At 63.1% G+C, this 21,726-nt stretch carries 23 protein-coding genes; 5 read left to right on the top strand and 18 right to left on the bottom strand.

Annotated features, from left to right (window positions below; genetic code table 11):
• Positions 1-82 precede the first annotated feature (82 nt).
• From ABIE49_RS18145 to ABIE49_RS18180, 8 genes are all read right to left on the bottom strand, one after another.
• Positions 83-811, bottom strand: coding sequence for an ABC transporter ATP-binding protein (locus ABIE49_RS18145; protein ID WP_192735488.1), 729 nt, complete (start codon positions 809-811; stop codon positions 83-85).
• Positions 804-1,571, bottom strand: a complete 768-nt coding sequence (locus ABIE49_RS18150; protein ID WP_192735489.1) for an ABC transporter ATP-binding protein — start codon at positions 1,569-1,571, stop codon at positions 804-806. The genes ABIE49_RS18145 and ABIE49_RS18150 overlap by 8 nt, the downstream gene beginning before the upstream one ends.
• On the bottom strand, positions 1,564-2,511 hold the full coding sequence (locus tag ABIE49_RS18155) for a branched-chain amino acid ABC transporter permease (RefSeq protein WP_192735490.1): 948 nt from the start codon (positions 2,509-2,511) through the stop codon (positions 1,564-1,566). Before ABIE49_RS18155 ends, ABIE49_RS18150 begins: the two co-directional genes overlap by 8 nt.
• Positions 2,508-3,422, bottom strand: a complete 915-nt coding sequence (locus ABIE49_RS18160; protein WP_192735491.1) for a branched-chain amino acid ABC transporter permease — start codon at positions 3,420-3,422, stop codon at positions 2,508-2,510. Before ABIE49_RS18160 ends, ABIE49_RS18155 begins: the two co-directional genes overlap by 4 nt.
• A gap of 199 nt (positions 3,423-3,621) precedes the next feature.
• On the bottom strand, positions 3,622-4,794 hold the full coding sequence (locus ABIE49_RS18165) for an ABC transporter substrate-binding protein (protein WP_192735492.1): 1,173 nt from the start codon (positions 4,792-4,794) through the stop codon (positions 3,622-3,624).
• A 294-nt stretch (positions 4,795-5,088) separates the two neighbouring features.
• Positions 5,089-5,742, bottom strand: a complete 654-nt coding sequence (locus tag ABIE49_RS18170; protein ID WP_192735493.1) for a flavin reductase family protein — start codon at positions 5,740-5,742, stop codon at positions 5,089-5,091.
• A 15-nt stretch (positions 5,743-5,757) separates the two neighbouring features.
• Entirely contained in the window at positions 5,758-6,669 is a 912-nt protein-coding gene (locus ABIE49_RS18175; RefSeq protein WP_192735494.1) for a fumarylacetoacetate hydrolase family protein, read from the bottom strand.
• 12 nt (positions 6,670-6,681) lie between these two features.
• Positions 6,682-7,809 (bottom strand): cupin domain-containing protein, encoded by a 1,128-nt coding sequence (locus ABIE49_RS18180; protein ID WP_192735495.1) that lies wholly within the window; start codon positions 7,807-7,809, stop codon positions 6,682-6,684.
• 159 nt (positions 7,810-7,968) lie between these two features.
• Here ABIE49_RS18180 and ABIE49_RS18185 point away from each other — a divergent pair, with 159 nt between their 5' ends.
• The gene (locus ABIE49_RS18185) at positions 7,969-8,634 is read left to right on the top strand and encodes a GntR family transcriptional regulator (protein ID WP_354067525.1); all 666 of its coding nucleotides are present in this window, start codon (positions 7,969-7,971) and stop codon (positions 8,632-8,634) included.
• Between the two features lie 42 nt (positions 8,635-8,676).
• On the opposite strand, the gene ABIE49_RS18190 is transcribed toward ABIE49_RS18185, so the two are convergent.
• Positions 8,677-9,567, bottom strand: a complete 891-nt coding sequence (locus tag ABIE49_RS18190; protein ID WP_192735497.1) for a sigma-70 family RNA polymerase sigma factor — start codon at positions 9,565-9,567, stop codon at positions 8,677-8,679.
• A gap of 17 nt (positions 9,568-9,584) precedes the next feature.
• Complete coding sequence (locus ABIE49_RS18195; RefSeq protein WP_502915912.1) at positions 9,585-9,995, bottom strand: hypothetical protein; 411 nt, start codon at positions 9,993-9,995, stop codon at positions 9,585-9,587.
• Between the two features lie 132 nt (positions 9,996-10,127).
• Between ABIE49_RS18195 and ABIE49_RS18200 the strand changes: the two genes are divergently transcribed.
• The gene (locus ABIE49_RS18200) at positions 10,128-11,402 is read left to right on the top strand and encodes an NAD(P)/FAD-dependent oxidoreductase (protein WP_192735498.1); all 1,275 of its coding nucleotides are present in this window, start codon (positions 10,128-10,130) and stop codon (positions 11,400-11,402) included.
• A 124-nt stretch (positions 11,403-11,526) separates the two neighbouring features.
• Here ABIE49_RS18200 and ABIE49_RS18205 read toward each other — a convergent pair whose 3' ends face one another.
• From ABIE49_RS18205 to ABIE49_RS18215, 3 genes are read right to left on the bottom strand one after another with little or no spacing between them, the layout of a single operon-like run.
• Entirely contained in the window at positions 11,527-12,741 is a 1,215-nt protein-coding gene (locus ABIE49_RS18205) for an ABC transporter substrate-binding protein (RefSeq protein WP_192735499.1), read from the bottom strand.
• Positions 12,742-12,797: 56 nt separating this feature from the next.
• Positions 12,798-13,121, bottom strand: a complete 324-nt coding sequence (locus ABIE49_RS18210) for a 2Fe-2S iron-sulfur cluster-binding protein (RefSeq protein WP_192735500.1) — start codon at positions 13,119-13,121, stop codon at positions 12,798-12,800.
• 8 nt (positions 13,122-13,129) lie between these two features.
• Positions 13,130-14,341, bottom strand: a complete 1,212-nt coding sequence (locus tag ABIE49_RS18215) for a cytochrome P450 (protein ID WP_192735501.1) — start codon at positions 14,339-14,341, stop codon at positions 13,130-13,132.
• 85 nt (positions 14,342-14,426) lie between these two features.
• Between ABIE49_RS18215 and ABIE49_RS18220 the strand changes: the two genes are divergently transcribed.
• Positions 14,427-14,951, top strand: coding sequence for a MarR family winged helix-turn-helix transcriptional regulator (locus ABIE49_RS18220; RefSeq protein ID WP_192735502.1), 525 nt, complete (start codon positions 14,427-14,429; stop codon positions 14,949-14,951).
• 444 nt (positions 14,952-15,395) lie between these two features.
• Here the strand turns inward: ABIE49_RS18220 and ABIE49_RS18225 are convergent, their stop codons facing one another.
• Positions 15,396-16,610 carry an ABC transporter substrate-binding protein gene (locus ABIE49_RS18225; RefSeq protein WP_192735503.1) on the bottom strand — a complete coding sequence of 405 codons (1,215 nt, stop codon included), beginning with the start codon at positions 16,608-16,610 and terminating at the stop codon, positions 15,396-15,398.
• Between the two features lie 112 nt (positions 16,611-16,722).
• Between ABIE49_RS18225 and ABIE49_RS18230 the strand changes: the two genes are divergently transcribed.
• Positions 16,723-17,253: a MarR family winged helix-turn-helix transcriptional regulator gene (locus tag ABIE49_RS18230; RefSeq protein ID WP_192735504.1), complete on the top strand. Its 531-nt coding sequence runs from the start codon at positions 16,723-16,725 to the stop codon at positions 17,251-17,253.
• A 3-nt stretch (positions 17,254-17,256) separates the two neighbouring features.
• Here ABIE49_RS18230 and ABIE49_RS18235 read toward each other — a convergent pair whose 3' ends face one another.
• On the bottom strand, positions 17,257-19,122 hold the full coding sequence (locus tag ABIE49_RS18235) for a feruloyl-CoA synthase (protein ID WP_192735505.1): 1,866 nt from the start codon (positions 19,120-19,122) through the stop codon (positions 17,257-17,259).
• 147 nt (positions 19,123-19,269) lie between these two features.
• On the opposite strand from ABIE49_RS18235, the gene ABIE49_RS18240 reads away from it, so the two are divergent.
• Positions 19,270-19,788 carry a MarR family winged helix-turn-helix transcriptional regulator gene (locus tag ABIE49_RS18240; protein WP_502915913.1) on the top strand — a complete coding sequence of 173 codons (519 nt, stop codon included), beginning with the start codon at positions 19,270-19,272 and terminating at the stop codon, positions 19,786-19,788.
• 33 nt (positions 19,789-19,821) lie between these two features.
• Here the strand turns inward: ABIE49_RS18240 and ABIE49_RS18245 are convergent, their stop codons facing one another.
• From ABIE49_RS18245 to ABIE49_RS18255, 3 genes are read right to left on the bottom strand one after another with little or no spacing between them, the layout of a single operon-like run.
• Positions 19,822-20,040, bottom strand: a complete 219-nt coding sequence (locus ABIE49_RS18245) for a ferredoxin (RefSeq protein WP_192735506.1) — start codon at positions 20,038-20,040, stop codon at positions 19,822-19,824.
• Positions 20,037-20,504 (bottom strand): SRPBCC family protein, encoded by a 468-nt coding sequence (locus ABIE49_RS18250; protein WP_192735507.1) that lies wholly within the window; start codon positions 20,502-20,504, stop codon positions 20,037-20,039. Before ABIE49_RS18250 ends, ABIE49_RS18245 begins: the two co-directional genes overlap by 4 nt.
• A gap of 28 nt (positions 20,505-20,532) precedes the next feature.
• The gene (locus ABIE49_RS18255; RefSeq protein WP_192735508.1) at positions 20,533-21,717 is read right to left on the bottom strand and encodes a cytochrome P450; all 1,185 of its coding nucleotides are present in this window, start codon (positions 21,715-21,717) and stop codon (positions 20,533-20,535) included.
• Between the last annotated feature and the right edge of the window lie 9 nt (positions 21,718-21,726).

The following is a 21,726-nucleotide window of genomic DNA, read 5'->3' on the forward strand; positions in this document are numbered from 1 at the left end:
TTTTTTGTCTCCGCAAAGCAAGAAAGACGTGGATGGCCGGGTCAAGCCCGGCCATGACGAAGGAGACTTTTACGGCGCCCCCTCAAATCCCCAGATACCGGTGCTGCAGATCCGGCTCGGCGATCAACTGCTCGGACGTGCCGCTCCACACCGTGCGTCCCCGCTCGATGATGTAGTGCCGGTCGGCGATGCGGGAGAGGTTGGCGACGTTCTTGTCGATCACCAGCACCGATTGCCCGCGCCCCTTGAGCATCGACAGGCAGCTCCAGATTTCCTCGCGGATCAGGGGCGCCAGGCCTTCGGTGGCTTCGTCGAGGATCAAGAGCTTCGGATTGGTCATCAGCGCGCGGCCGATCGCCAGCATCTGCTGCTCGCCGCCGGACAGCGTCACACCCATGTTGCCGCCGCGCTCGGCGAGACGGGGAAACAGCGCGTGGATTTTTTCGATGGTCCAGGGATCGGAATTCCCCGCGCGATTGCCGGAAGCCGCGACCAGGTTTTCGTACACCGTGAGATTCGGAAAGATCTGGCGGCCTTCCGGCACCAGGCCGATGCCGAGTTTTGCGATCTTGTATGACGGCAGGCTGCGCACCTCCTCCCCGGCGAAACGGATGGTGCCGGCACGCGCGCCCGTCATGCCCATGATCGAGCGGATGGTCGTGGTCTTGCCCATGCCGTTGCGGCCCATCAGCGCGACCATTTCGCCCGACTGAACCTTCAGCGACAGGCCGAACAGCACCTGGCTGAGGCCATAGCAGGTTTCGATGCCATCAATTTCGAGCAGAGTTTCGGCCGTCCTTGTTTCAGCCATGAGCGACCACCACGTGCTGATCGCCGAGATAGGCGCGCTTGACTTCGTCGTTGTGGCGGATCGCATCGGGATCGCCCGACGCGATGACGCGGCCGTAGACGAGGACGGTGATGCGGTCGGCGAGCGCGAACACCGCCTCCATGTCATGCTCGACCAGCACGATGGTGACTTCCTTGCGCAGTTCCTTCAGCAGCGCCACCATGCGCGCCGACTCGGTGACGCCAAGCCCCGCCATCGGCTCGTCGAGCAGCAGCAATTGCGGCTTTGTGGCGAGCGCGACCGCAAGCTCGAGTTCGCGTTGTTCGCCATGGCTGAGTTCAGATACCGGCACGTCGGCGCGGGCGCCGAGCCCGACCCGCGTCAATGCGGCCTGCGCGGCGTCGCGCAGCGGTTTTTCCTTGCGCGCATTGCCCCAGAACCGGAACGAGTGCCCGTCATGGGCTTGCGCTGCGAGCGCGACATTGTCGGCCGCGGTGAAATCCGGCAGCAGCGACGTGATCTGGAACGAGCGCGCCAGCCCGAGCCGGCTGCGCTTATAGGACGGCAGGGCGGTGACGTCGCGACCGCCGAAAACAATGGTGCCTGAGTTCGGCGTCAATTGCCCGGTCAACTGGCTGATCAGCGTGGTCTTGCCGGCGCCGTTGGGGCCGATGATGGCGTGCAACTCGCCAGGGATGACGTCGAGCGACAGATTGTCGGTGGCAAGAATGCCGCCGAAGCGCCGCACCAGATTTTCAACGCGGAGCAAGGGATCAGCCACGGTTAAACCTCCCGAGCAGGCCCATGATGCCGCCGCGCGCGAACAGCACGATCAGCAGCAGCAGCGGCCCCATGATCAGCGCCCAATATTCGGTGAATTGCGACAGCAGTTCTTCCAGCAGCAGAAAGAAGATCGTGCCGATGACAGGACCGAACAGCGAGCCCATGCCGCCGAACACCACCATCACCATGAGCTCGCCGGAGCGCGTCCAGTACATTCCGGCCGGGCTGATGAAGTCGGTGTTATTCGCCAGCAGCGCGCCGGCGAGGCCGCAGATGGTGCCGGAGATGACGAAACAGACCAGCCGGTAGCGGTTGGCATGATAGCCGATCGCCTGCATGCGCTGCTCGTTGGAACGAATGCCCTGCACCACCAGACCGAAGCGCGAATTGATGATCCGCCAGATCAGATAGATGCCGCCGAACAGGCAGCCGAGGCAGAGGTAATAGAACTGCACGCGGTTCGACAGGTCGATCAGGCCGCCGAAATTGCTGCGCTTGTAGATGGTCAGGCCGTCGTCGCCGCCGTAACGCGACATGCCCGACGCGATGTAATAGGCCATCTGTGCAAAGGCGAGCGTGATCATGATGAAGTAGACGCCGCGGGTGCGCAGGCTGAGCGCTCCGATCACGAGCGCATAGAGCGCCGACGCCACCAGCGCCACCGGCCACTGGATGAAGCCGGAGCCGATGCCTTCAAAGGCGAGGATGCCGACCGCATAGCCGCCGATGCCGAGATAGGCTGCGTGGCCGAAGCTCATCATGCCGCCATAGCCCATGATGAGATTGAGGCTGGCCGCGGCCAGCGCGAAGATGATGATGCGAGTGAACAGCGTCAGGATGAAGATGTTACCGGTGAGCTGCGAATAGAGCGGCAGCACGACCAGCCCGGCGGCGACCAGCGCCACGACGACGTTGCTAGTATTGATTTGTAATTTCATCGCTTGGCGGCCGGAAACAGCCCCTCCGGCCGCACCACCAGCACGATCGCCATCAAGAGATAGATCAGCATCGACGACAGCGCGGGTGCGGCGGTGGAGGCGGCGGCGGAACTCAGCACCATGCGCAGGAGATCAGGCAGGAAGGCGCGGCCGAGCGTATCGATCATGCCGACAAAGATCGCGGCCAGGAACGCGCCGCGGATCGAGCCGATGCCGCCGATCACGATGATGACGAAGGCGAGGATGAGGATGTTCTCGCCCATGCCGATCTGCACGGTGAGAATCGGCGCCTGCATCAGTCCGGCAAGACCGGCCAGCGCCGCACCAAGCCCGAACACCAGCGTGAACAGCAGTTTGATGTTGATGCCGAGCGCGCCGATCATTTCGCGGTTGGAGGCGCCGGCACGGATCAGCATGCCGATCTTGGTCCGCATCACGACGACGTAAAGCAGCGCGGCGACCGCGAGCGCGACGATGATGATCGACAGCCGGTAGGCCGGATAATACACGCCGGGGATGATCTGGACCGGCACGGTCAGCCAGGCCGGCAGCGGCAGCGCAAGGCCGGCCGGGCCCCAGATCAGCCGCACCGCGTCATTGAAAAACAGGATCAGTCCGAACGTCGCCAGCACCTGGTCGAGATGGTCGCGGCCGTAGAGATGCCGGAGCGCGACGAATTCCAGCACGATCCCGAGCAGCAGCGTGGCGCCGAGCGCCAGCAGCACGCCGAGGATGAAGCTTCCGGTCCATGCGGTGAACGTCGCGGCGAAATAGGCGCCCATCATGTAGAGCGAGCCGTGCGCCAGATTGACGAAATCCATGATGCCGAACACCAGCGTCAGCCCGGCCGCCAACAGGAACAGCAGCAGGCCGAACTGAAACCCGTTCAGCGATTGTTCGACAAGAACCAACTTAGCGCCCTCTCCATGATACCGGCGTCAACGCCACGCGTTGGTCGCGGTCATGCCCCTCAGCTCGAAACAAAACAGCGGCAGCGCGTTTGCGCCGCCGCCATTTTCTTATTGGATGCATGATCCTTGCCAAGTTTCTTGCCAAGATTCTGGCCAAGCCGTCAATTTCTGGCGGACCATGCGTCGGTAGAACCCGCGATCACTTCATCGGGCATTTATCGTGGAAGCCATCCTGGCTGTCCTTGACGATGGTGGCCACCGTCTTGAGCGCGAGCTGGCCGTCGGCATCCTTGACCACGTCCTGCAGATAGAAGTTCTGGATCGGAATGTGGTTCTTGCCGTATTTGAACGGGCCGCGCACCGACTTGAAGTTGGCTTTCTCCATCTCGGCCTTCATCGCGTCCTTCTTGGTCGTGTCACCCTTGACCGCAACCACCGCGCTGTTGATCAGCTGCGCGGCATCATAGGATTGCGCGCCATAGAAGGTCGGGCGCAGGTTCGGATACTTCTTGCGGTAGTCCTCGACGAACTTCTTGTTCTCGGGGTTCGGCAGGTCGTTGACCCATTGCTGCGCGCCGGGAACGCCGAGCGCGTTCTCCTTCTGCAGCGGCAGCGACAATTCGTCGATGGTGAATGCCGTGTAGAGCGGGATCTGCGCCTTGATGCCGGCCTGGGCATACTGGTTGAGGAACTGCACGCCGGCAGCGCCCGGATAGAACACGAAGATCGACTCGGCCTTGGAGTTCTTGGCCTTGGTGAGTTCGGCGGAGAAGTCGAGCTGGCTCGGCCACACCGTGTATTCCTCACCGACCACCTGGCCCTTGAACGTGCTCTTGACGCCGGCCAGCATGTCCTTGCCGGCGGCATAGTTCGGGCCGATCAGGAACACCGACTTGACGCCCTTCTGGTTCATGTAGGTGCCCATCGCCTGCGGCGTCTGGTCGTTCTGCCAGGAGGTCGAGAACACGTAAGGCGAGCACAATTCGCCGGCGAGCTGCGAGGGACCGGCATTGGCCGAGATCAGGAAGGTTTTGGCATCGACCGCGGTCTTCAGCGAGGCCAGCAGCACGTTCGACCAGATGTAGCCGACGATGAAATCGACCTTGTCGGACTGGATCAGCTTTTCGGTCTTCTGCTTGCCGACGTCAGGCTTCTGGCCGTCGTCCTCATAGATCACCTCGACCGGCTTGCCGTCCATCTTGCGGCCCAGATGATCGAGCGCCAGTTCGAACGAGTTGCGCATGTCGTTGCCGATCGCGGCCGTGGGGCCGCTGAAGGTCGAGACGAAACCGATCTTGATGCTGTCGGCGCCAAGCGCGGGCTGCGCCAGCGCCAGAGCCATTGCGCCCGCCAGCCAGAATGTCTTTTTCATATTCACTCCCCTCCTCATTATCTATTTTGTTCCGCCAGCCAGTGCGGCTGCCGTCTCGAGGCCTGCGCCTTCGTGTAGCCCCGGTAAGCCCGGATATTTTGTGCGCGAAATCTGCGGCCGGCAGCAAGCACGAACCGAAAGCTCCGATTAGAACCTTCGGCCCATACCCCAGCGGCCTGCACCATAATTCGCAGATGGCGCGGAAGGCAAGAACTATAGTTCCGGTTGCCGGGGCAACAAAGTCGCAGGGCGCGGCTGCTGCACAATCGGAGGAGACAGCGCGCGCCATCATGTTCATGGCGCCTGATCGGGTTGGGGCGCGGCGTTTCGTCGCCACTCCGCCCAGCTCGGCCGGTCGAGTTGGAACAGATCGGTGCAGCGGGCATACCAGCCGCTGCCATGCATGCGGCCGATCAACCGCAGCGCGGGCGTGTCGATATAGCAGCGCTCCTTGTCCTGAACCGCCGCACCATCAACGTGCGCGCAGAGGATGCGGCCGATCACCGCTGTCTGGCGCGGTCCGGTCACCATCGAACTCAGCACCCGGCATTCGAATGAAACCGGGGACTCCGCGATGCGCGGCGGCCGTATCGCATGTGACGGAGCGGCGGTGAGGCCCGCCAGCGCAAGCTCGTCGATATCGGGCGGCGCATCGATGCAGGTGACGTTCATGGCCGCGGCATTCCGTTCCGAAACCAGGTTCACCACGAACTCTCCGGTCGCAAGGATATTCGTCGCGGTATCCTTGAAGCGGCCCGGTCCGGCGAGCAGCCCGATCGCCAGCGTCGGCGGCTCATGTCCCATTACGTTGAAGAAGCTGTAGGGAGCTGCATTAACGACACCATCTTCGGAAAGTGTCGTCACCCAGGCAATCGGCCGCGGCGTCACCGTCGCCGTCAATATCTTGTAGCGTTGTTGGGCCTCCAGCGTCTCCATGTCGAACAGCATCGCCGGCCCCCGCGCTCAGACCGCCACGACCGGATGACGCAGCCGGCCGATGCCGGCCACTTCCGCTTCGACGACATCGCCAGGCCACAGCCATTCCTGCGGGGTGCGCCCCGCGCCCACGCCATCGGGCGTACCGGTCGCGATGATGTCGCCCGGCTCGAGCGTGATCGCGGCCGAAATGTCCGAGATCAGCAGCGGCACCTTGAACAGCATGTGGCGGGTGTTGGAGCGCTGCTTCTCGACGCCGTTCACCGTAAGCCAGAGATCGAGCGCGTGGGGATCGCTGATCTCATCTGATGTCACGATGCACGGACCGAACGGCGCGTAGGTGTCTTGGCCCTTGGAATAGATCCACTGGCCGGCGCGGCGATTGTCGCGCGCACTGACGTCGATCATCACGCTGTAGCCGAAAACGAAATCGAGGGCCTGCGCTTCCGGGATGCGGCGCGCCGTTCGCCCCATCACGACCGCGAGCTCGACTTCCCAATCGAGCTGCTGCGTGATGGTCCGGTTGTGCTCGATGGCCTCATTGGGCCCGATCACGCTGGTCGGAGGCTTTGAAAAGATGATCGGCTGCTTCGGCAATTCCTTCGCGGTGTCGAGGGCGCGCGACGATTCCGCGACGTGCTCGACATAGTTCAGCCCGATCCCGAAAATGTTCTTCCGGGGCCGCGGGATTGGCGCCAGCAGTCTGACATTGGCAAGCGGCAGCGCCGTGCCTACCGGCCAATGGCTTGCGTGATCGCTTAAGATCTTCTTCAGCGCCATCGTCGCCGGCGGCCCGAGATCGATGAGATCGAGCATCGAGGACGGCAATGCTGTGCCGGCATGCGCGCCGATCCGCTCGACGTCCACGACCAGGTCATCGACGATGGCGCCGAGGCGAGCCGCCGCCTCGATGTTAGCGCGGTAGGTAACAAGACGCATGATTGGTTTTCCCTAGGATGTCAGCGGCTGCCGGCCTTGATTGTCGCCATAGGCTTCCTCGCGATACAGGCCGAGGGCGTGCATCACAGGCAGGTCGTTGAAGGTGAACAGGCAGGCGTCGTCGCTACCAGATCCGTTGACATGCTCGTGCCAGGACCAGGACGGCACACAGAAGATGTCGCGCTCCTTCCAGTCGAAGCGCTTGCCGTCGATGATCGAGTGACCGCTTCCTTTCGCCACCTGATAGATGAAACTGCCGGTGTGACGATGGGCCTTGGTGGCCTCGCCGGGCCGGAGCATCTGCATCGACGCACCGATCGTCTGCATGACGGGCCCGCCGGTGACGGGATTGACGTAGTTCATCAGCACGCCGTCATAGGGTGAGCCGTCGGAGGCCTTGCCGTAGCGCTGCAGCGCCTCGTAGGTCGGGGCCCACTCGTATTTCAGCAGCGGTGAATATCCGCGCGTCCATTCCGCGCCCGCGGGCCGCAGGCCCGGATTGCCCCAGGCATGGGTCATGTCGTCGACGGGATAGCCGACCTCCTGCTGCATCTTCGGATGCACCGCGTAGAAATTGGCCTCGAGCGTGTTGACGAGCGGGATATCGAGACCGTCCTGCCAGATGCACGGCGTGCCGTCGCCTGAGACACCGTGCTCGTGCCACGTGCCGTTTGGGGTCAGCACGAAATCATTGGCGCCGAGTGTGAGTTTGTGGCCATCGACGATGGTGTAGGCGCCCTCGCCCTCCATGATGAAGCGCAGCGCAGAGGCTGAGTGCGCATGGGCGGAGGCAACCTCGCCGGGATGCATCACCTGCAGCCCGGAATACAGCCAGCCGACGGCGGCGGCACGGTCGCGACGGCCGGGATTGTTCAGATAGATGACGCGTCGGCCGGCCTTTTCGGGAGACACCAGCTCGACGGACCGCAGCACATGCCGGCGCAGATCCTCATAGCGCCAAAGCACCGGGACGGATGACGACTTGGGCTGCCAGGGCTCGATCTTGTTGGCGACCGTCCACAGCGCACCCGCGTCCAGATTTTCCAACTCATCGTAATAGGCGAGCAATTCCGGGGTGTCCTCGACATTGGCGCGCCCGGCGACGTCTTCCCGGTGGTTTTCGCGGCGTCCTGTTGCCATTTCGCTCTCCCTGGATTGCCAATCATATAAAATAGGATATATGTTCGAAGCAATAGGAAATTTTCGAAAGAAATTGAATCGATGGTGGCGGCCGCGAAAACGGGAAACGACCGCCGGATCGCTAGCGAAGCAGCTGGCGAGCCCGGAACATTGAGCGAGGTGGCCTATCAGCGCCTGCGCACCGATATCGTCTCCGGCGCGCTCGACGCGGGCAAGCCGCTGCGGCTCGAAGCGCTGAAGCAGCGCTACGGCCTGAGCTTTTCGCCGCTGCGCGAGGCGTTGATGCGGCTGCAGTCCGAGCGCCTCGTGCTCTCAACGGCGCTGCGCGGTTTTTCCGTCGCGCCGCTGTCGCGCGAGGAAATGAAGGACGCGACGGAAACCCGCATCCTGATCGAATCCGACGCGCTGCGCCGATCGATGCGCGATGGCGACGATGATTGGGAAGCCGCCATCGTGGCCGCCTTCCATGCGCTCAGCCTGCAGGCCGAACGGCAATCGCGCCTCTCCGGCGAAGTCGGCGCCGTCGACATGCATGCGATGGATGAGCGGCACTATCAATTCCATCGCGCGCTGATCGCCCATTGCGGCTCGCCGCGGCTGCTCGACCTGGCAGACCAGCTCTATGTCGAAACCCAGCGCTACCGGCTGCCGTGCCTGGTCGGCAGGGTGGCAGGAACGCCGACGCGCGATGTTGCCGCCGAGCATCAGCAGATCATGGACGCCACGCTTCGCCGCAGCGAAGACGCCGTGCGTTATTTGGCGGAGCATTACCGGCGAACCGCAGACATCATCGAGGCGTCGACCGTGTGGCCGTCGTCAGCGTAACGGTCACCCGTTTGCGCTGGTCCAGAACGCGCGCAGAGTTGCTCAAACCAGATATTCAGCGCCGTCGATGATGTAGGGCGCGTGACGGAAATCCCTGATGGTGGCGACCTTGTCGACCGACCAGTTCAGCAGCATGAAATATTTCGGTCTTGAATCGGGCTGGTTCGGATCGAACACCAGAACCGCCGGATGTCCCTCCACCAGGCCCGGCACCAGATGCCAGTCGCTGACATTGGAATAGTTGCCGAAGTATCGCGACACTTCGGCCTTGCCGGTCATGCGGGTCTTGTTGACGAGATCGAGCCGCACGTCGTCTGATATCATGGCGCGGATGGCGTCGAAATCCCGCGCGTTGAAATGGGCGACATAAGCGCCGAGCCGCTTGCGATCGGCGTCGGACAGTTTCGGCTGCGGCGCATCGTCGGGCTCATCGGCATATTTTCGAAGTTGTGCGCGGCCGCGAACCAGCGCGGCCTTGGCGGCGGCAAGACTCACATCCATGACAGCGCAGATTTCCGCCAAGGAGCATCCGAGTACGTCCATCAGGATCACGGATGAGCGCTGCGTTACATTGAGGCGCATGAAGGTGCGCAGACTGGCGCTGGCGATCTGGCGGCTCAACACGGCATCGAGCTGGTCGGCCATCATCTCCACCTCCGCAACCGAATGAAGCGCCTCCCGGCGTTTGCGCTTGCGCAAAAAGTCCAGCGCGGTGTTGTGCGCGATCTGGAACAGCCAACCCTCGGGGTTGCCGATCGGGCCAGAGCTTGCGAACGCTTCCACCGCCTTGATCAGCGCGTCCTGCAGCACGTCCTCGCCGTCGATCACCGAACCCACCATGCGCGCGCAATAGCGATGCAGTTTTGGCCGCAGCGCGACCAGAAGCGCATCGATATCCGTCGCGGCTGGCGAAGCTTCAGGTATCTCTGTCATTCTCGCTTCCGAAGACCTCACGCCTCGCCCAGCATCCGATAATTGCCGACGATGGTAACGGCGCGCGCCAGCGGCGGCTCAGCACAACGCTCCCGAATACCACTCTGAAAGGCGGCAAACGATGCCAGTTTGGGCAACACGCTGGCGCCGTCGTCAGCCGTGGTCTCGACGATATGGATGAACATATCGTCTTCCAGCCGCAGCGACAGATAACGGACGCCCTCCGGATGCAGCGCCTTCAGTTCGGCAAACACCGCGGCAACAAGCTCGGCGTTCTTCTCGGTCATTTCGGGTTTTGTTTTATACCTGATCAGAGTCCGTTTCATGTGCTTCTCCATGGCTTGGGTGCTGCAGAACCAGGCAGCTCGATCCAAGGACGTCTGGCGGTGGGCAAAGGATGCAGGCTTGCAAAGAATATTTTCAGCCATGAATTTCACCCCTCACGATGCGCTTTCGCTATCGGTCGATTGGCAAACACGCGCTGAAGCTTCTCTTGGAAGCAGTGCACAAATAACTACATAATGAGGGCACGAAGACATCTCGAACCGAGGCTGAATTCCATGACATTAGCGCCGAAAAATCAGCACCACGTGGTGATCGTCGGCGCCGGTTTCGGCGGGCTGGAAGCCGCCTTCGGGCTTGCCGGCGCACCTGTCAAAATCACGCTGATCGACCGGCGCAACCACCATTTGTTCCAGCCGCTGCTCTATCAGGTTGCCACCGCATCGTTGGCGACCTCCGAGATCGCCTGGCCGATCCGCTATCTCTTGCGCGACCGGCCCGATGTCACGACGCTGTTCGCCAACGTCAATGGCGTCGACGCCGCGGGCAAGCGTGTGCTGCTCGATGACGGCGAGGCGCTGCCCTATGACACGCTGATCCTCGCAACCGGTGCGCGCCACGCCTATTTCGGCCATGACGAATGGGAACCGTTCGCACCCGGGCTGAAAACGCTGGAGGACGCCACCACGCTGCGGCGGCGCATCCTGGTCGCGTTCGAGCGCGCCGAGCGCGAGACCGATCCGGCGCGGCGCGCCGCGCTTTTGACTTTCGTCATCATCGGCGCGGGTCCCACCGGCGTCGAACTCGCCGGCACCATTGCCGACCTCGCCAAGGACACGTTGCCGCAGGATTTCCGCAACATCGACACCAGCAAGGCGCGCGTGGTGCTGATCGAGGCAGGTCCTCGCGTGCTCGCGGGCTTTCCCGACGATCTCTCGGCCTACGCACAAACCTCGCTTGAGGGCCTCGGCGTCGAAGTGATGCTGGGAAAGCCGGTGACGGAATGCAGCATCGATGGCGTGGTCTATGGCGACAACAGGCTCGACGCGAAAACCATCATCTGGGCCGCGGGCGTGCGTGCCTCGCGCGCGGCCGAATGGCTGGGTGCGCCCGCCGATCGCGCCTACCGCGTGCAGGTGAAGCCGGACCTGACAGTGCCCGGCCATCCCGATATCTTCGCTGTGGGTGACACCGCAACGATTGCAGATGCGAGCGGGAATCCGGTGCCCGGCATTGCGCCGGCGGCCAAGCAACAGGGCCGCTACGTCGCAGCCCTCATCAAGGCGCGGCTCGGCGGCGGCACGCTGCCACCGTTCCGCTACAAGCATGCCGGCAGCCTGGCGCAGATCGGCAAGCGCAAGGCTGTGATAGATTTCGGCTGGATGAAGCTGCGCGGCAATCTCGCCTGGTGGATCTGGGGCATCGCCCACATCTATTTCCTGATCGGCCTGCGCCACCGGCTCAGCGTCGCCATGAGCTGGCTCTGGATCCACGCCAGGAACCAGCGCGCGGCGCGGCTGATCACGCAAGGCTCGAGCAAGGTGACGGGGTGAGCCGCCAAGCTCCCTGACGCAGCAATCGTAGGGTGGGCAAAGCGAAGCGTGCCCACCGTCTCCCGCATTGCTCGTGATGATGGGCACGGCGCAAGAGCGCCTTTGCCCACCCTACGGGCCTCCGCTACTTCACCAGCGAGCACCCGCCATCGGCCATCGGCCGGAACGCCTGATCGGCGGGAATCGTCGAAACCAGCTTGTAATAATCATACGGATATTTCGACTCCGCGGGCTTCTTCACCTCGAACAGGTACATCGGGTGAATGACGCGGCCGTCCTGGCGGATGGTGACGTCGCCGAACAGCTTGTCCTTGCCCTTGAACTTCTTCATCTCCGGCACGGCGTCCTTGGCATGGTCGCTGCCGGTCGCCGCCACCGCGTTGAGATAAGCGAGCGTGGAGGCATAGACGCCGGCCTGGTTTCCGCTCGGCATCTTGCCGTTCATGCCGGGCCGCGCCGCAAAGCGCTTGGCGAACGCGCGGGTGTCGTCATCCATGTCCCAATAAAACGCTTCGAGCAGTTGCAGGCCCTGGGCGACCTTCAATCCCATGCCGTGCACGTCGTTGACGAACAGCAGGAACGCCACCATGGTCTGGCCGCCCTGCTGGATGCCGAACTCGGCCGCCTGCTTTACCGCGTTGATGGTGTCGCCGCCGGCATTGGCAAGCCCGATCACCTTGGCCTTGGAGTTCTGCGCCTGCAGCAACAGCGAGGCGAAGTCGGACGTACCGAGCGGATGCCTGGCCGAACCCAGTACCTTGCCGCCGTGCTTTTCGATGTAGCTGGTGGCCTCGGCCTCGATGCCCTGACCGAGCGCAAAGTTGACCGTGACGAAATACCATTCCTTGCCGCCGCGCCCGACCATCGCCGCCGCCGTGGCGTTGCCGGTGGCCCAGACGTCGTTGACCCATTGAATGGTGTTCGGCGAACAGGCTTTTCCGGTGAGATCGGAACTCGCCGTCGATGACGCCAGGAACGTCATGCGGGAATCGCGCAGCAGCGAGTTGATGGTGAGGCCGACGGCCGAATTGGGCACGTCGACAATGGCGTCGACGCCGTCGACATCGAGCCATTTGCGCGCGATCGCCGAGCCGACGTCGGCCTTGTTCTGGTGATCGGCATAGACGATCTCGACCTTGATGTTCTTAGCCCCGCCGCCAAAATCTTCGGCCGCCATGCGCGCGGCTTCCACCGATCCCATGCCGTTGGTGTCCTGGAAGATGCCGGAAATGTCGTTGAGCACGCCGATCCGGACGACGTTTTCGGAAATCTCCGCCCGCGCCGGTCCGAACGCGGCGCAGGATAGCGCGAGCGCCAGATAGACCCTGATATTCTTCATCATTCTCTCCCTATGGATGTGATCGTTGTTGTTCCCGGACTGCGCCGGGTTTGGATTCAGATCTGCCGGTCCGGCAGACGCACGATGAGGCCGTCGAGCTCCGGCGTGATCTTGATCTGGCAGGACAGCCGGCTGTTTGGCAGCCGCTCGGCGGCGACGCCATGGAGCAGCTCATCCTCCTCCTCGCTCATGGGCGCGAGCCGCGCGATCCAGCCCTCATCGACATAGACATGGCAGGTCGCGCACATGGCGTTGCCGCCGCACTCGGCCACGATCTCGTCGACGCCGTGCGTGGTTGCGACCTGCATGACGCTGTCGCCGGCGCTCGCTTCGATACGTTCGGAACGGTTGTCGGGACGATTGAAAATAATGGTTGGCATGATCAGGCTCACGCTGCTTTGATTGACACGGGCAGGCTTTCGAGGCCCCGCAGCGTGTTGTTGAAACGCCGCGTCGCCGGCCCCGTGATCTCGATCGCACTGACCCGTTTGGCCAGCGCCGAAAGCACCGCCTCGCCTTCGAGCCGCGCGACCAGCTGGCCGACGCACATGTGGATGCCGGAGCCATAGCCGACATGGCCACTGGTCTTGCGCGTGACGTCATACTCGTCAGGCCGGTCCCATCGCCGCGGATCGCGGTTGGCGGCGGCGAGGAACATCAGGATTTTCTCGCCCTCGCCGATCCCAACACCGCTGATCTCGACGTCCCGCGTCGTGGTCCGGAAGAACGTCTGCACCGGGCTTTCGAACCGCACCGCCTCTTCAAAGGCGTTGCGCGCCAGCGTCGGGTCGCTGCGCAGCCGTGCCCATTGCTCGGGAAAACGCGCCAGGCAATAGACCGCGGCGCCGATGCCGTTGACCGTGGTATCGAGGCCGGCGCTGAGCAGCGAGCGCACCAGAAGCGGCGCTTCCGCCGCCGTGATGTCGCCGGCATCGGCGCGGGCATGGATACAGTCGCCGAAACCGCCGGGCGCGAGATTTTCACGCTGGCACTGTTCGGCGACATAGGCCTGATGCGGCGCCGAGCGCTCGATCGCGTCCTGGCGCAGCTTGTTCGGCGGCCCGAACGAATTGAAGACGAGGCTCGCATAGGGAAGCAGGTTTTCGCGCCCCTCCGGCTTGAGCCCGAGCGCATCGGGAAACACCGACAGCGGATAGGCCTCGGCGAGATCGGCGATGGCGTCGAAGCTGCCTTTGGCGAGCAGCGCTTCAACCCGGGATTCGGCCGCTGCGACAAAGCTGCCGCGCAATTGCTTCATGACCGTCGGCGAGAGCACGCGGCTCAGCACCGCCCGCGTGCGCGCATGTTCCGGCGGATCGGCCTCCAGAATGATGCTTTGCGGCCGCCAGGCCTTTTCCTTCGCAAAGTCGCTGAGGCCGACGCCGCGGCTGGAGCAGAAGGTCAGGGGATCGTTGAGGACGGCGTGGACCTCGGCATGGCGGGCGACGCCGTAGACCTTCCATTTGTCGAACCAAACGACCGGCCCGGCTTCCCGGAGCACCTCGTGGGCGGGATGCGGGTCTTCGAAGAACTCGATCGAGAACGGATCGATGTCCATATGCGGCACGCCTGCCGATGGCGCGAAGCCTGATGCACTCATTCCGACCTCCCAAAGTTTGTTCTTGTAAAGAGCTGGCGCATGTCTCTATCTCTCAAGCCTAGCGTTTGCAGCGATGATCAGGGACATGAGCAGTCAACCACCCGCCAGGAATGCGCGCCGGCCGAGACCGGCGGAGGTCGCAGATGCCGATGACGGCCCGACCCTCGATCTCGAGCGCTACGTTCCGGCGTTCATTACCTTCATCGCCAACAAGCTCTCGAACAGCGCCACGGCGTTCTATCAGCGCAATTTCGGCGTCAACGTCACGGAATGGCGGATCATGTCGCTGCTGGCGATCGAGCCCGGCATCCCGGCCTCGCGGATCTGCCAGGTGATCGGCTTCGACAAGGGACCGGTCAGCCGCACCCTGTCGATGCTGCAAAAACGGGGGCTGGTCGCGATCCGGACCGCCCCCGACGACGGACGCACCCATTCGATTTCGCTGACCGCGAAGGGACGCGCGACCCACGACAGGGTCATCGTCGCCGCGCTCGAACGCGAACGACGGCTGCTGTCCGTCCTGCGCAAGGACGAGCGGGAGGTGCTGATCGACCTGCTGCGCCGCGTCCACGGCAATCTCGATGCCGTCAAGGGCGTCGGCGGCCCGTAGGCGGTCCAGCAACGACCATTTCATGTGAAGCGCACCGGTCCGCGCCGCGCGTGACGCGGCGACGTTCCGCGACCCGCTTTTGCCTTCGGGCATCCATACCTCCCTGCGAGACCCGGCAGCTGGACTGCTTCTGCGGCCATCATCGATCGCGAGACTGTCACGAATTAGTTGCCGTGGCAACAATAGAGTGTTGCTAAGGCAACGAAATGCGCGGTTGGGAACTTTGGCTGCTGCTTGCTGGCGAAGATCGATAATGGGTCAAAAGCTCGTCATGCCCGGCCTTGTGCCGGGCATCCACGTCTTTGCATCCATTAAGCAAGAAAGACGTGGATGGCCGGGCATAGGCGAGCGGAAGCGACGCCGTCCTTCGGACGGCTAAGCCCGGCCATGACGAGAAAGCGAACCTAGTTAGACCCTGACGATGACCGCGCCGCGGCGCGCCGTCTATTTCGACAGCGGGCAGCCGCCGTCCTTTTCGGGCCGGAACGCGTCCTCGCCTTTGATCGTGCCGACCACTTTCAAAAGGTCCCATTTCGACTGCGACTCATCCGGCTTCTTGACCTCGAGCAGGTAGAGCGGATGAATTTTTCGTCCATCGGCGCGAATGAAACCCTTGCCAAACAGGGGATCGTCGGTCGGCATCGCCTTCATCGCTTCGACAACCGCCTTGCCGTCGGTGGCGCCGCCGGTCTTATCGACGGCCTTGAGGTAATGAATCACCGAGGCATAGACACCCGCCTGCATGTCGTTCGGATAATTCTTCTGCGGATGGCGCTCGGAGAAGCGCTTGGCGAAGCTGCGGGTGCCGTCGTTCAGATCCCAGTAGAACGGATTCATGATCTGCGCGCCCTGCGCCGCCTTCAGCGTCAGCGCCGGCAACCCGTTCATGCCTAGGATCAGGCCGACCAGCTTCTGCTTCTGGGTGAGGCCGAATTCGGCCGCCTGCTTCATCGACGTGATGGTGTCGTCGCCGGCATTGGCGATGCCGACGATATCAGCACCGGAGCCTTGTGCCTGCAGCAGGAACGAGGCGTAATCCGCCGTCCCCAGTGGATGGCGGACGGCGCCGACCACCTCGCCGCCGGCGGCCTTGACCGCTTCCATCGCCTGCTTTTCGAGGTCGTGACCGAACGCGTAGTCGGCGGTCAGGAAGAACCATTTCTTGCCGCCCTTCGCCACCACCGCCTTGCCGAGCCCGTGGCCATAGGCGTAGGTGTCGTAGGTCCAGTGTACGGTGTTGGGGGTGCATTTCGCGCCGGTGAGCAGCACGGTTCCGGCGCCGGAGCCGATGAACACCTTGTTTTTCTGTTCGCTGATGCCTGCGACCGCGAGCGCGATCGCCGAGTTCGGCAGATCAAAGATCGCATCGACGCTTTCGTTTTCATACCAGCGCCGCGCGATGCCGACGCCGATGTCAGGCTTGTTCTGGTGATCGGCCGCGACCACCTCCACGACCTTGCCGGCAGCCTTGCCGCCGTAATCCTCGACCGCCATCTGGGCCGCGACCACCGAACCGATGCCCTGGTAGGTCGCGAACACGCCGGACTGATCGTTCAGGATACCGATGCGGACTTTTTCCTGCGCCTGCGCGCCCGAGACGAGCAGAACCGTGGCCGCAGCAACCAGCGGCGTCTTAAGCCGCAAAAAAACATGACCCATCCGGACCTCCCTGTGTTTACAACTCCAAAAGGCAATCTTCACGCTGCCGAAATTACTTATATAATATAAGTATTTTTCGGAGAGTCAATCTCGACCGGGAATCAACGAACAAATGCAAAAGCCCCGCAGCCGCGCCGCGGCGAGAAAATCCCCGCTGGTTGAAACCGCCGATGACAAGAAAAAGTCGCTCGATCTGAGCGCGTTACAGCAGACGCCCGGGTTCATGATCCGGATCCTGCAGCTGCTGAATTTCGAAGCTTTTTTTCGGCACTTCGAGGCGCTGGAAGTGTCGCCGGTCGAATATTCCATCCTCATGACCGTGCGCGACAATGAGGCCGTGACGCAGAGCGAACTCGCGGCCGTGCTCAAGATGCAACTGCCCAACCTCGTGAAGATCCTGTCCGCCATGGAAGAGGCCGGCATCGTGAGGCGCAAGCGATCGTCCCGCGACAAGCGCGCGGTCGAACTTTCGCTCAGCGCGGCCGGGCAAAGGCGGGCCGATGAGGCAAGCCGGGCCGGCGCGATCTTCAATGAACACACGCTCGCCCCGCTCAGCAAGCCAGAGCGGGCGGCATTTCTTCAGATGCTGACGCGGCTGGTCGACGCCTACCGGCACGAACTTTCGCGAAGCAACGCCTCTTGAAGCTTAGCCGGCGCACCCGATCCACTCGGTCGACGCGACATCGTCCAACACCGCCACTGCGCTTGCCCGCCGGGTCAGCACCGCGCGCTGGTTGATGTAGCCCTTGTCGGTGATCTCGCCGCCATCGACGGAGGCAGGCTCGGCCAAAAGCAACGCGCGCGTGGCGTGGCCGGACGAATTGCCGCCCTGCGCCCTCAGTTTGGCGAGACCCTGCCCGATCGCAGTACGCACCTTGTCGTTGGTAATGACATTCTTCACATCGACGCTGTCGGCCAGGCCCGCATGGGCACGACAGGCGGCGGTGTTGGGGAACACCAGAAAACGGACTTCATCGCCGCCATGGCCGGTGACGACAATGTCCTGCGCCAGCGGCGCCAATGCTGCGATGCCGGCGACGCGCAACGTGCCGACATTGACCCAGGTGCCGGAATTGAGCTTGAAATCCTCGGCGACGCGGCCGTCGAAAAACAATCCGAGTTCCGGCCGTTCGGGATCGGCAAAGGTCACGGCATCGCCGATCAGATAAAAGCCTTCCGCATCGAACGCCTGCGCGGTGAGTTCCGGCGCCTTCCAGTAGCCGGGCGTGACATTCGGTCCGCGCACCCGCACCTCGAGCTTGTCGCCTGATGGCACGAGCTTCAGTTCGGTGCCTGATATCGGTACGCCGATATTGCCGGAGCGCCTGGCCTGGAAATGGCAATCGGTCGCGAGCGGCGAGGTTTCGGTCGAGCCCCAGGCCGACACCATCGGCAGCGCCTGGCCGACCGTTTTGATCGAGAGCTGTTCCAGCGCATCCCAGAGATTCTGCGGCAGCGCGGCGCCGGCATAGAACGCGAACTTCACCTCGCTGAAAAACTTGCCGCACAGCTCGTCGTCACTGCGCAGCGCCGCGATCAGCATGTCGAAGCCGCGCGGCACGTTGAAATAGACCGTCGGCATCACGCTGCGCAGGTTCGCCAGCGAAGTCGCGAACAGCCCCGGCGCGGGCTTGCCGCCGTCGACATAGAGCGTGCCGCCATTGCGCAGCACCAGATTGAAATTGTGGTTGGCGCCGAACGTGTGGCTCCACGGCAGCCAGTCGAGGATCACGAGATTGTCGCGCGCCGCTTCGAGGAACGTCCAGGTCTGCGCCTTGGCCTGCTGGCTCGAGGTCAGCATGCGCTGGGTGTTGATGACTGCCTTCGGCGTGCCGGTCGAACCCGAGGTGAACAGGAACTTTGCAATTGTGTCCGGCGTCACGGCCTTGAAGGCCTCTTCAACGGCCGGCGTTTCCGGTGTCGCCGCGATCTTTGGGAACGGGATCACGTCGCCGTCGCTGGGATCGCTGCTGACAATTTTTGCCGAATGCAACGGTGCAATCGCCGCGAGCGCCGCCGCGAATGGCTTGGCGCTGGAAACATAGATCGCGCCGGGCCCGAGCAGGCTGATCATGCCCTTGAGCTTGTCGAAATCCCTGGACATCAGCGAATAGGCCGGCGAGATCGCCGCCGAGGGTACGCCGACATACTGGGCGGCCAGCGCAAACAATGCATGGTCGACGCTGTTGTCGGACAGGATCACCAATGGCCGTTGCGCGCTTAGCCCCTGCGCCAAAATCCACGCCGCGGCCGAGCGAACCTGCCGCAATGCACCGGCATAAGTGAGCGTGTTCCACGGCCCATCTGGCGTCTTGCGGTCGGCAAGAAAGATCCGCTCCGGCGTCTGCCGCGCCCAACGTTCCAGCCAGTCGCCGACGCAGCGCGCACTTTGCTTCAGCGGCACCGTCGATTTCAGGATGATGCTGCCGTCCGCGCGGCGATCGGCAGAGATCGCGGGCTTCGCAAACAGCGCTTCGGATTGGTCGCGGCCTGTGGCGGCGGCTGTCGTCATCGGTTCCTCCTCGCGCGGCCCGTCAGCCGCCAGCCTCTTTGGGCCGCTCTTGCCCATATTGTTGGTCGCAACAATTGTTGTCGTCAACAACAATATTTCCTTCCCGGGCGCAAAGCGCTAGAAGGAGAACGACGCGGGGAGAAGCATGTGTCGAGCAGAGCGGCCCAACCAGCCTTGAAAACCTCAGTTTCCGCGAACGGCAAGCGTGGCGGAAATGGCAAGGCACGCCACCAGGAACGGGACATCGAGGTCGGCCTCGACGGGCTGGTCGGCCATGCCGGCTACGCGGTGCGGCGCTTCCAGATCTGGATCTTTCAGGATTTCATCCGGACGCTTGCGGCGGTCTATATCAAGCCGACGCAGTATTCGGTGCTGACGGTGATCGGCGCCAATCCGGGCCTGAGCCAGATGGCGGTCGCCAAACGGCTCGGGATCGAGCGCGCCCGGCTGGTGCACCTCCTCGACAGTCTCGAAGATCGCAAGCTGGTGCGGCGCGTCCAATCCAGGACCGACCGCCGTTCCCACGCGCTGCATCTGACCGCACGAGGTCAGGCATCGCTGCGGCAGTTCAAGCTGCTCGCGGCCGAACACGAACGTCATGTGGCCGAGAAGATCGGGGCCGAGAACCGGGAGCACTTGTTGCGGATTCTGGCGGCGTTCACCTGAACGCACCGGTCCATGGCCTTGCGCCCTTTGGCCTCAGTTCTCGGCGCTGTCCTCGATGACGATCGCGCCCTCCGGACAGTTGGACTGCGCGGTAAACGCCTTGTCCTCGAGTTCGCGCGGGACAAGCGTGCGGCTCGTCTCTCGTGCATTGCCGAGTTCGTCGAGTTCGAACAATTCAGGTGCGAGCGCGTGGCAACGGGCGTGTCCCTGGCATTTTTCCGGCATGACCCGCACCAAGATCCGCGTACTCATGCGCGCTGGCCCGCCGAGTGAGATGCCCAGCGCTGCTCGACCAGCCGCTTGATGTTAGCCAGGCCAATGATGGCTTCTTCATCCATACGCTGGAGTTGCGCGTCGCTCGGTGCGGAGGGCCGGGCGGGGTTTCGCAGATGCCTCGTGTACTTGGTGACATCGCCGGCACGGTCGAACGTGTAGCGGATCACGATTGGCCCGATGAAATCGGTTGACGTCTGCACGGTCCAGGCATTCGGTCGATCGCTCTCGGTGACGATCCAGTCCAGCACCACCTCACCGCGGCGGATATGCCATTGCTCGCGAAAGGTTTCGCCGGTTGCGAGTGCCCGATCGGCGCCATCGATACGATGCGAGGCAGCCAGCCATTCCGGCCAGGAATTCGGATTGCAGACGTAGTCGTAAATCGCCTCCGGCGGCGCCTCGATCAGAATATCGTGGCGGCGGTCGAATGAGTATGACATCGCTAGCTCCAGTTCCTTGGCGGATGATTTAGCCAAACACGATCGGCAGCAGGCGCGGCCCGCGCACGGTACCCTGCGACCAGGTCATCGGCCGGGATGGGTCCAGCCGAAACTCCGGAATCCGCCGCAACCATTCTTCCACCGCCACCCGCATCTCCATGCGCGCAAGGTTGGAGCCGATGCAGCGGTGGATGCCGAGTCCGAACGCGACGTGCGGATTTTCCTTGCGATCGATCACGACCTTGTCTGCGTCGGGAAACTTGCGGGGATCGCGATTGGCCGCCGGGAAAGACACCAGCACCATCTCGCCCCGCTTCATCGGACAGCCGCCGACCGCGACGTCATCGACAATCTCGCGCGCCATGGTGACGGGTGCATACGCCCGCAGCAGCTCTTCTATCGCTGTTGGGATCAGTTCCGGCTCCCTGACCAGCCGCTCGCGATCGCCCGGCACGGTCGCCAGATGCCAGATCGCCGAGCCGATCGCGCTCCATGTGGTATCGGTGCCGGCGACCAGAAGCAGGCGCAGCGCGCCGAGCACTTGATGGTCGGAGAAGGCTTCGCCGTTGGGCTGCCGAGCCTGGATCAGGAAGCTGACGAGGTCTTCGCCCAATTGCCCGCGGCGTTGCTTGATCTGTTCGGCGAAATAGGCCGACATCTCCTCCTCCGCCTGCTTCAACACCGCCTGATTGGTGATGCCGTCCTGCAGCGCCATGGTGATCCAGCCGCGAAAGCGATCGCCGTCGGACGCGGGGATTCCGAGCATGTGGGCGATGATCCGCACCGGAATATGCTGCGCATAATCGACCGCGCCGTCGCCGATACCGTTTTCAATGAATGCATCGATCAATTCGTTGCAGACAGCTCTGGTCCGTCCTTCGAGCGCGGCGACGGCCTGCGGCGTGAACGGTGGAATCAGCACCATCCGGAGCGGCCGGTGATCCGGCGGATCGGATGTGATCGGTGGCGAGTTGACGCGGTAATCGCCTTCGCGGACGACGACCCGGCGTGAGGAGAAATGCGCAGGATCGTAGGCGATCTCGCGGATATCGCTGTAGCGGGTCGGGAAATACACGCCGCGATAACGGCCGGTGTGAGCCACCGGGCAGGCTTCGCGCAATTCGCGCCAGATCGAATAGGGATCGGACAGCCACGACGGATCGAGATGATCCCAATCGCTGGTCCAATCGGTGACCGGAGGCCGAAGCGGCATGTTTCTTTC

It is taken from the genome of Bradyrhizobium sp. OAE829, from assembly GCF_040546575.1.
GTDB lineage: Bacteria > Pseudomonadota > Alphaproteobacteria > Rhizobiales > Xanthobacteraceae > Bradyrhizobium.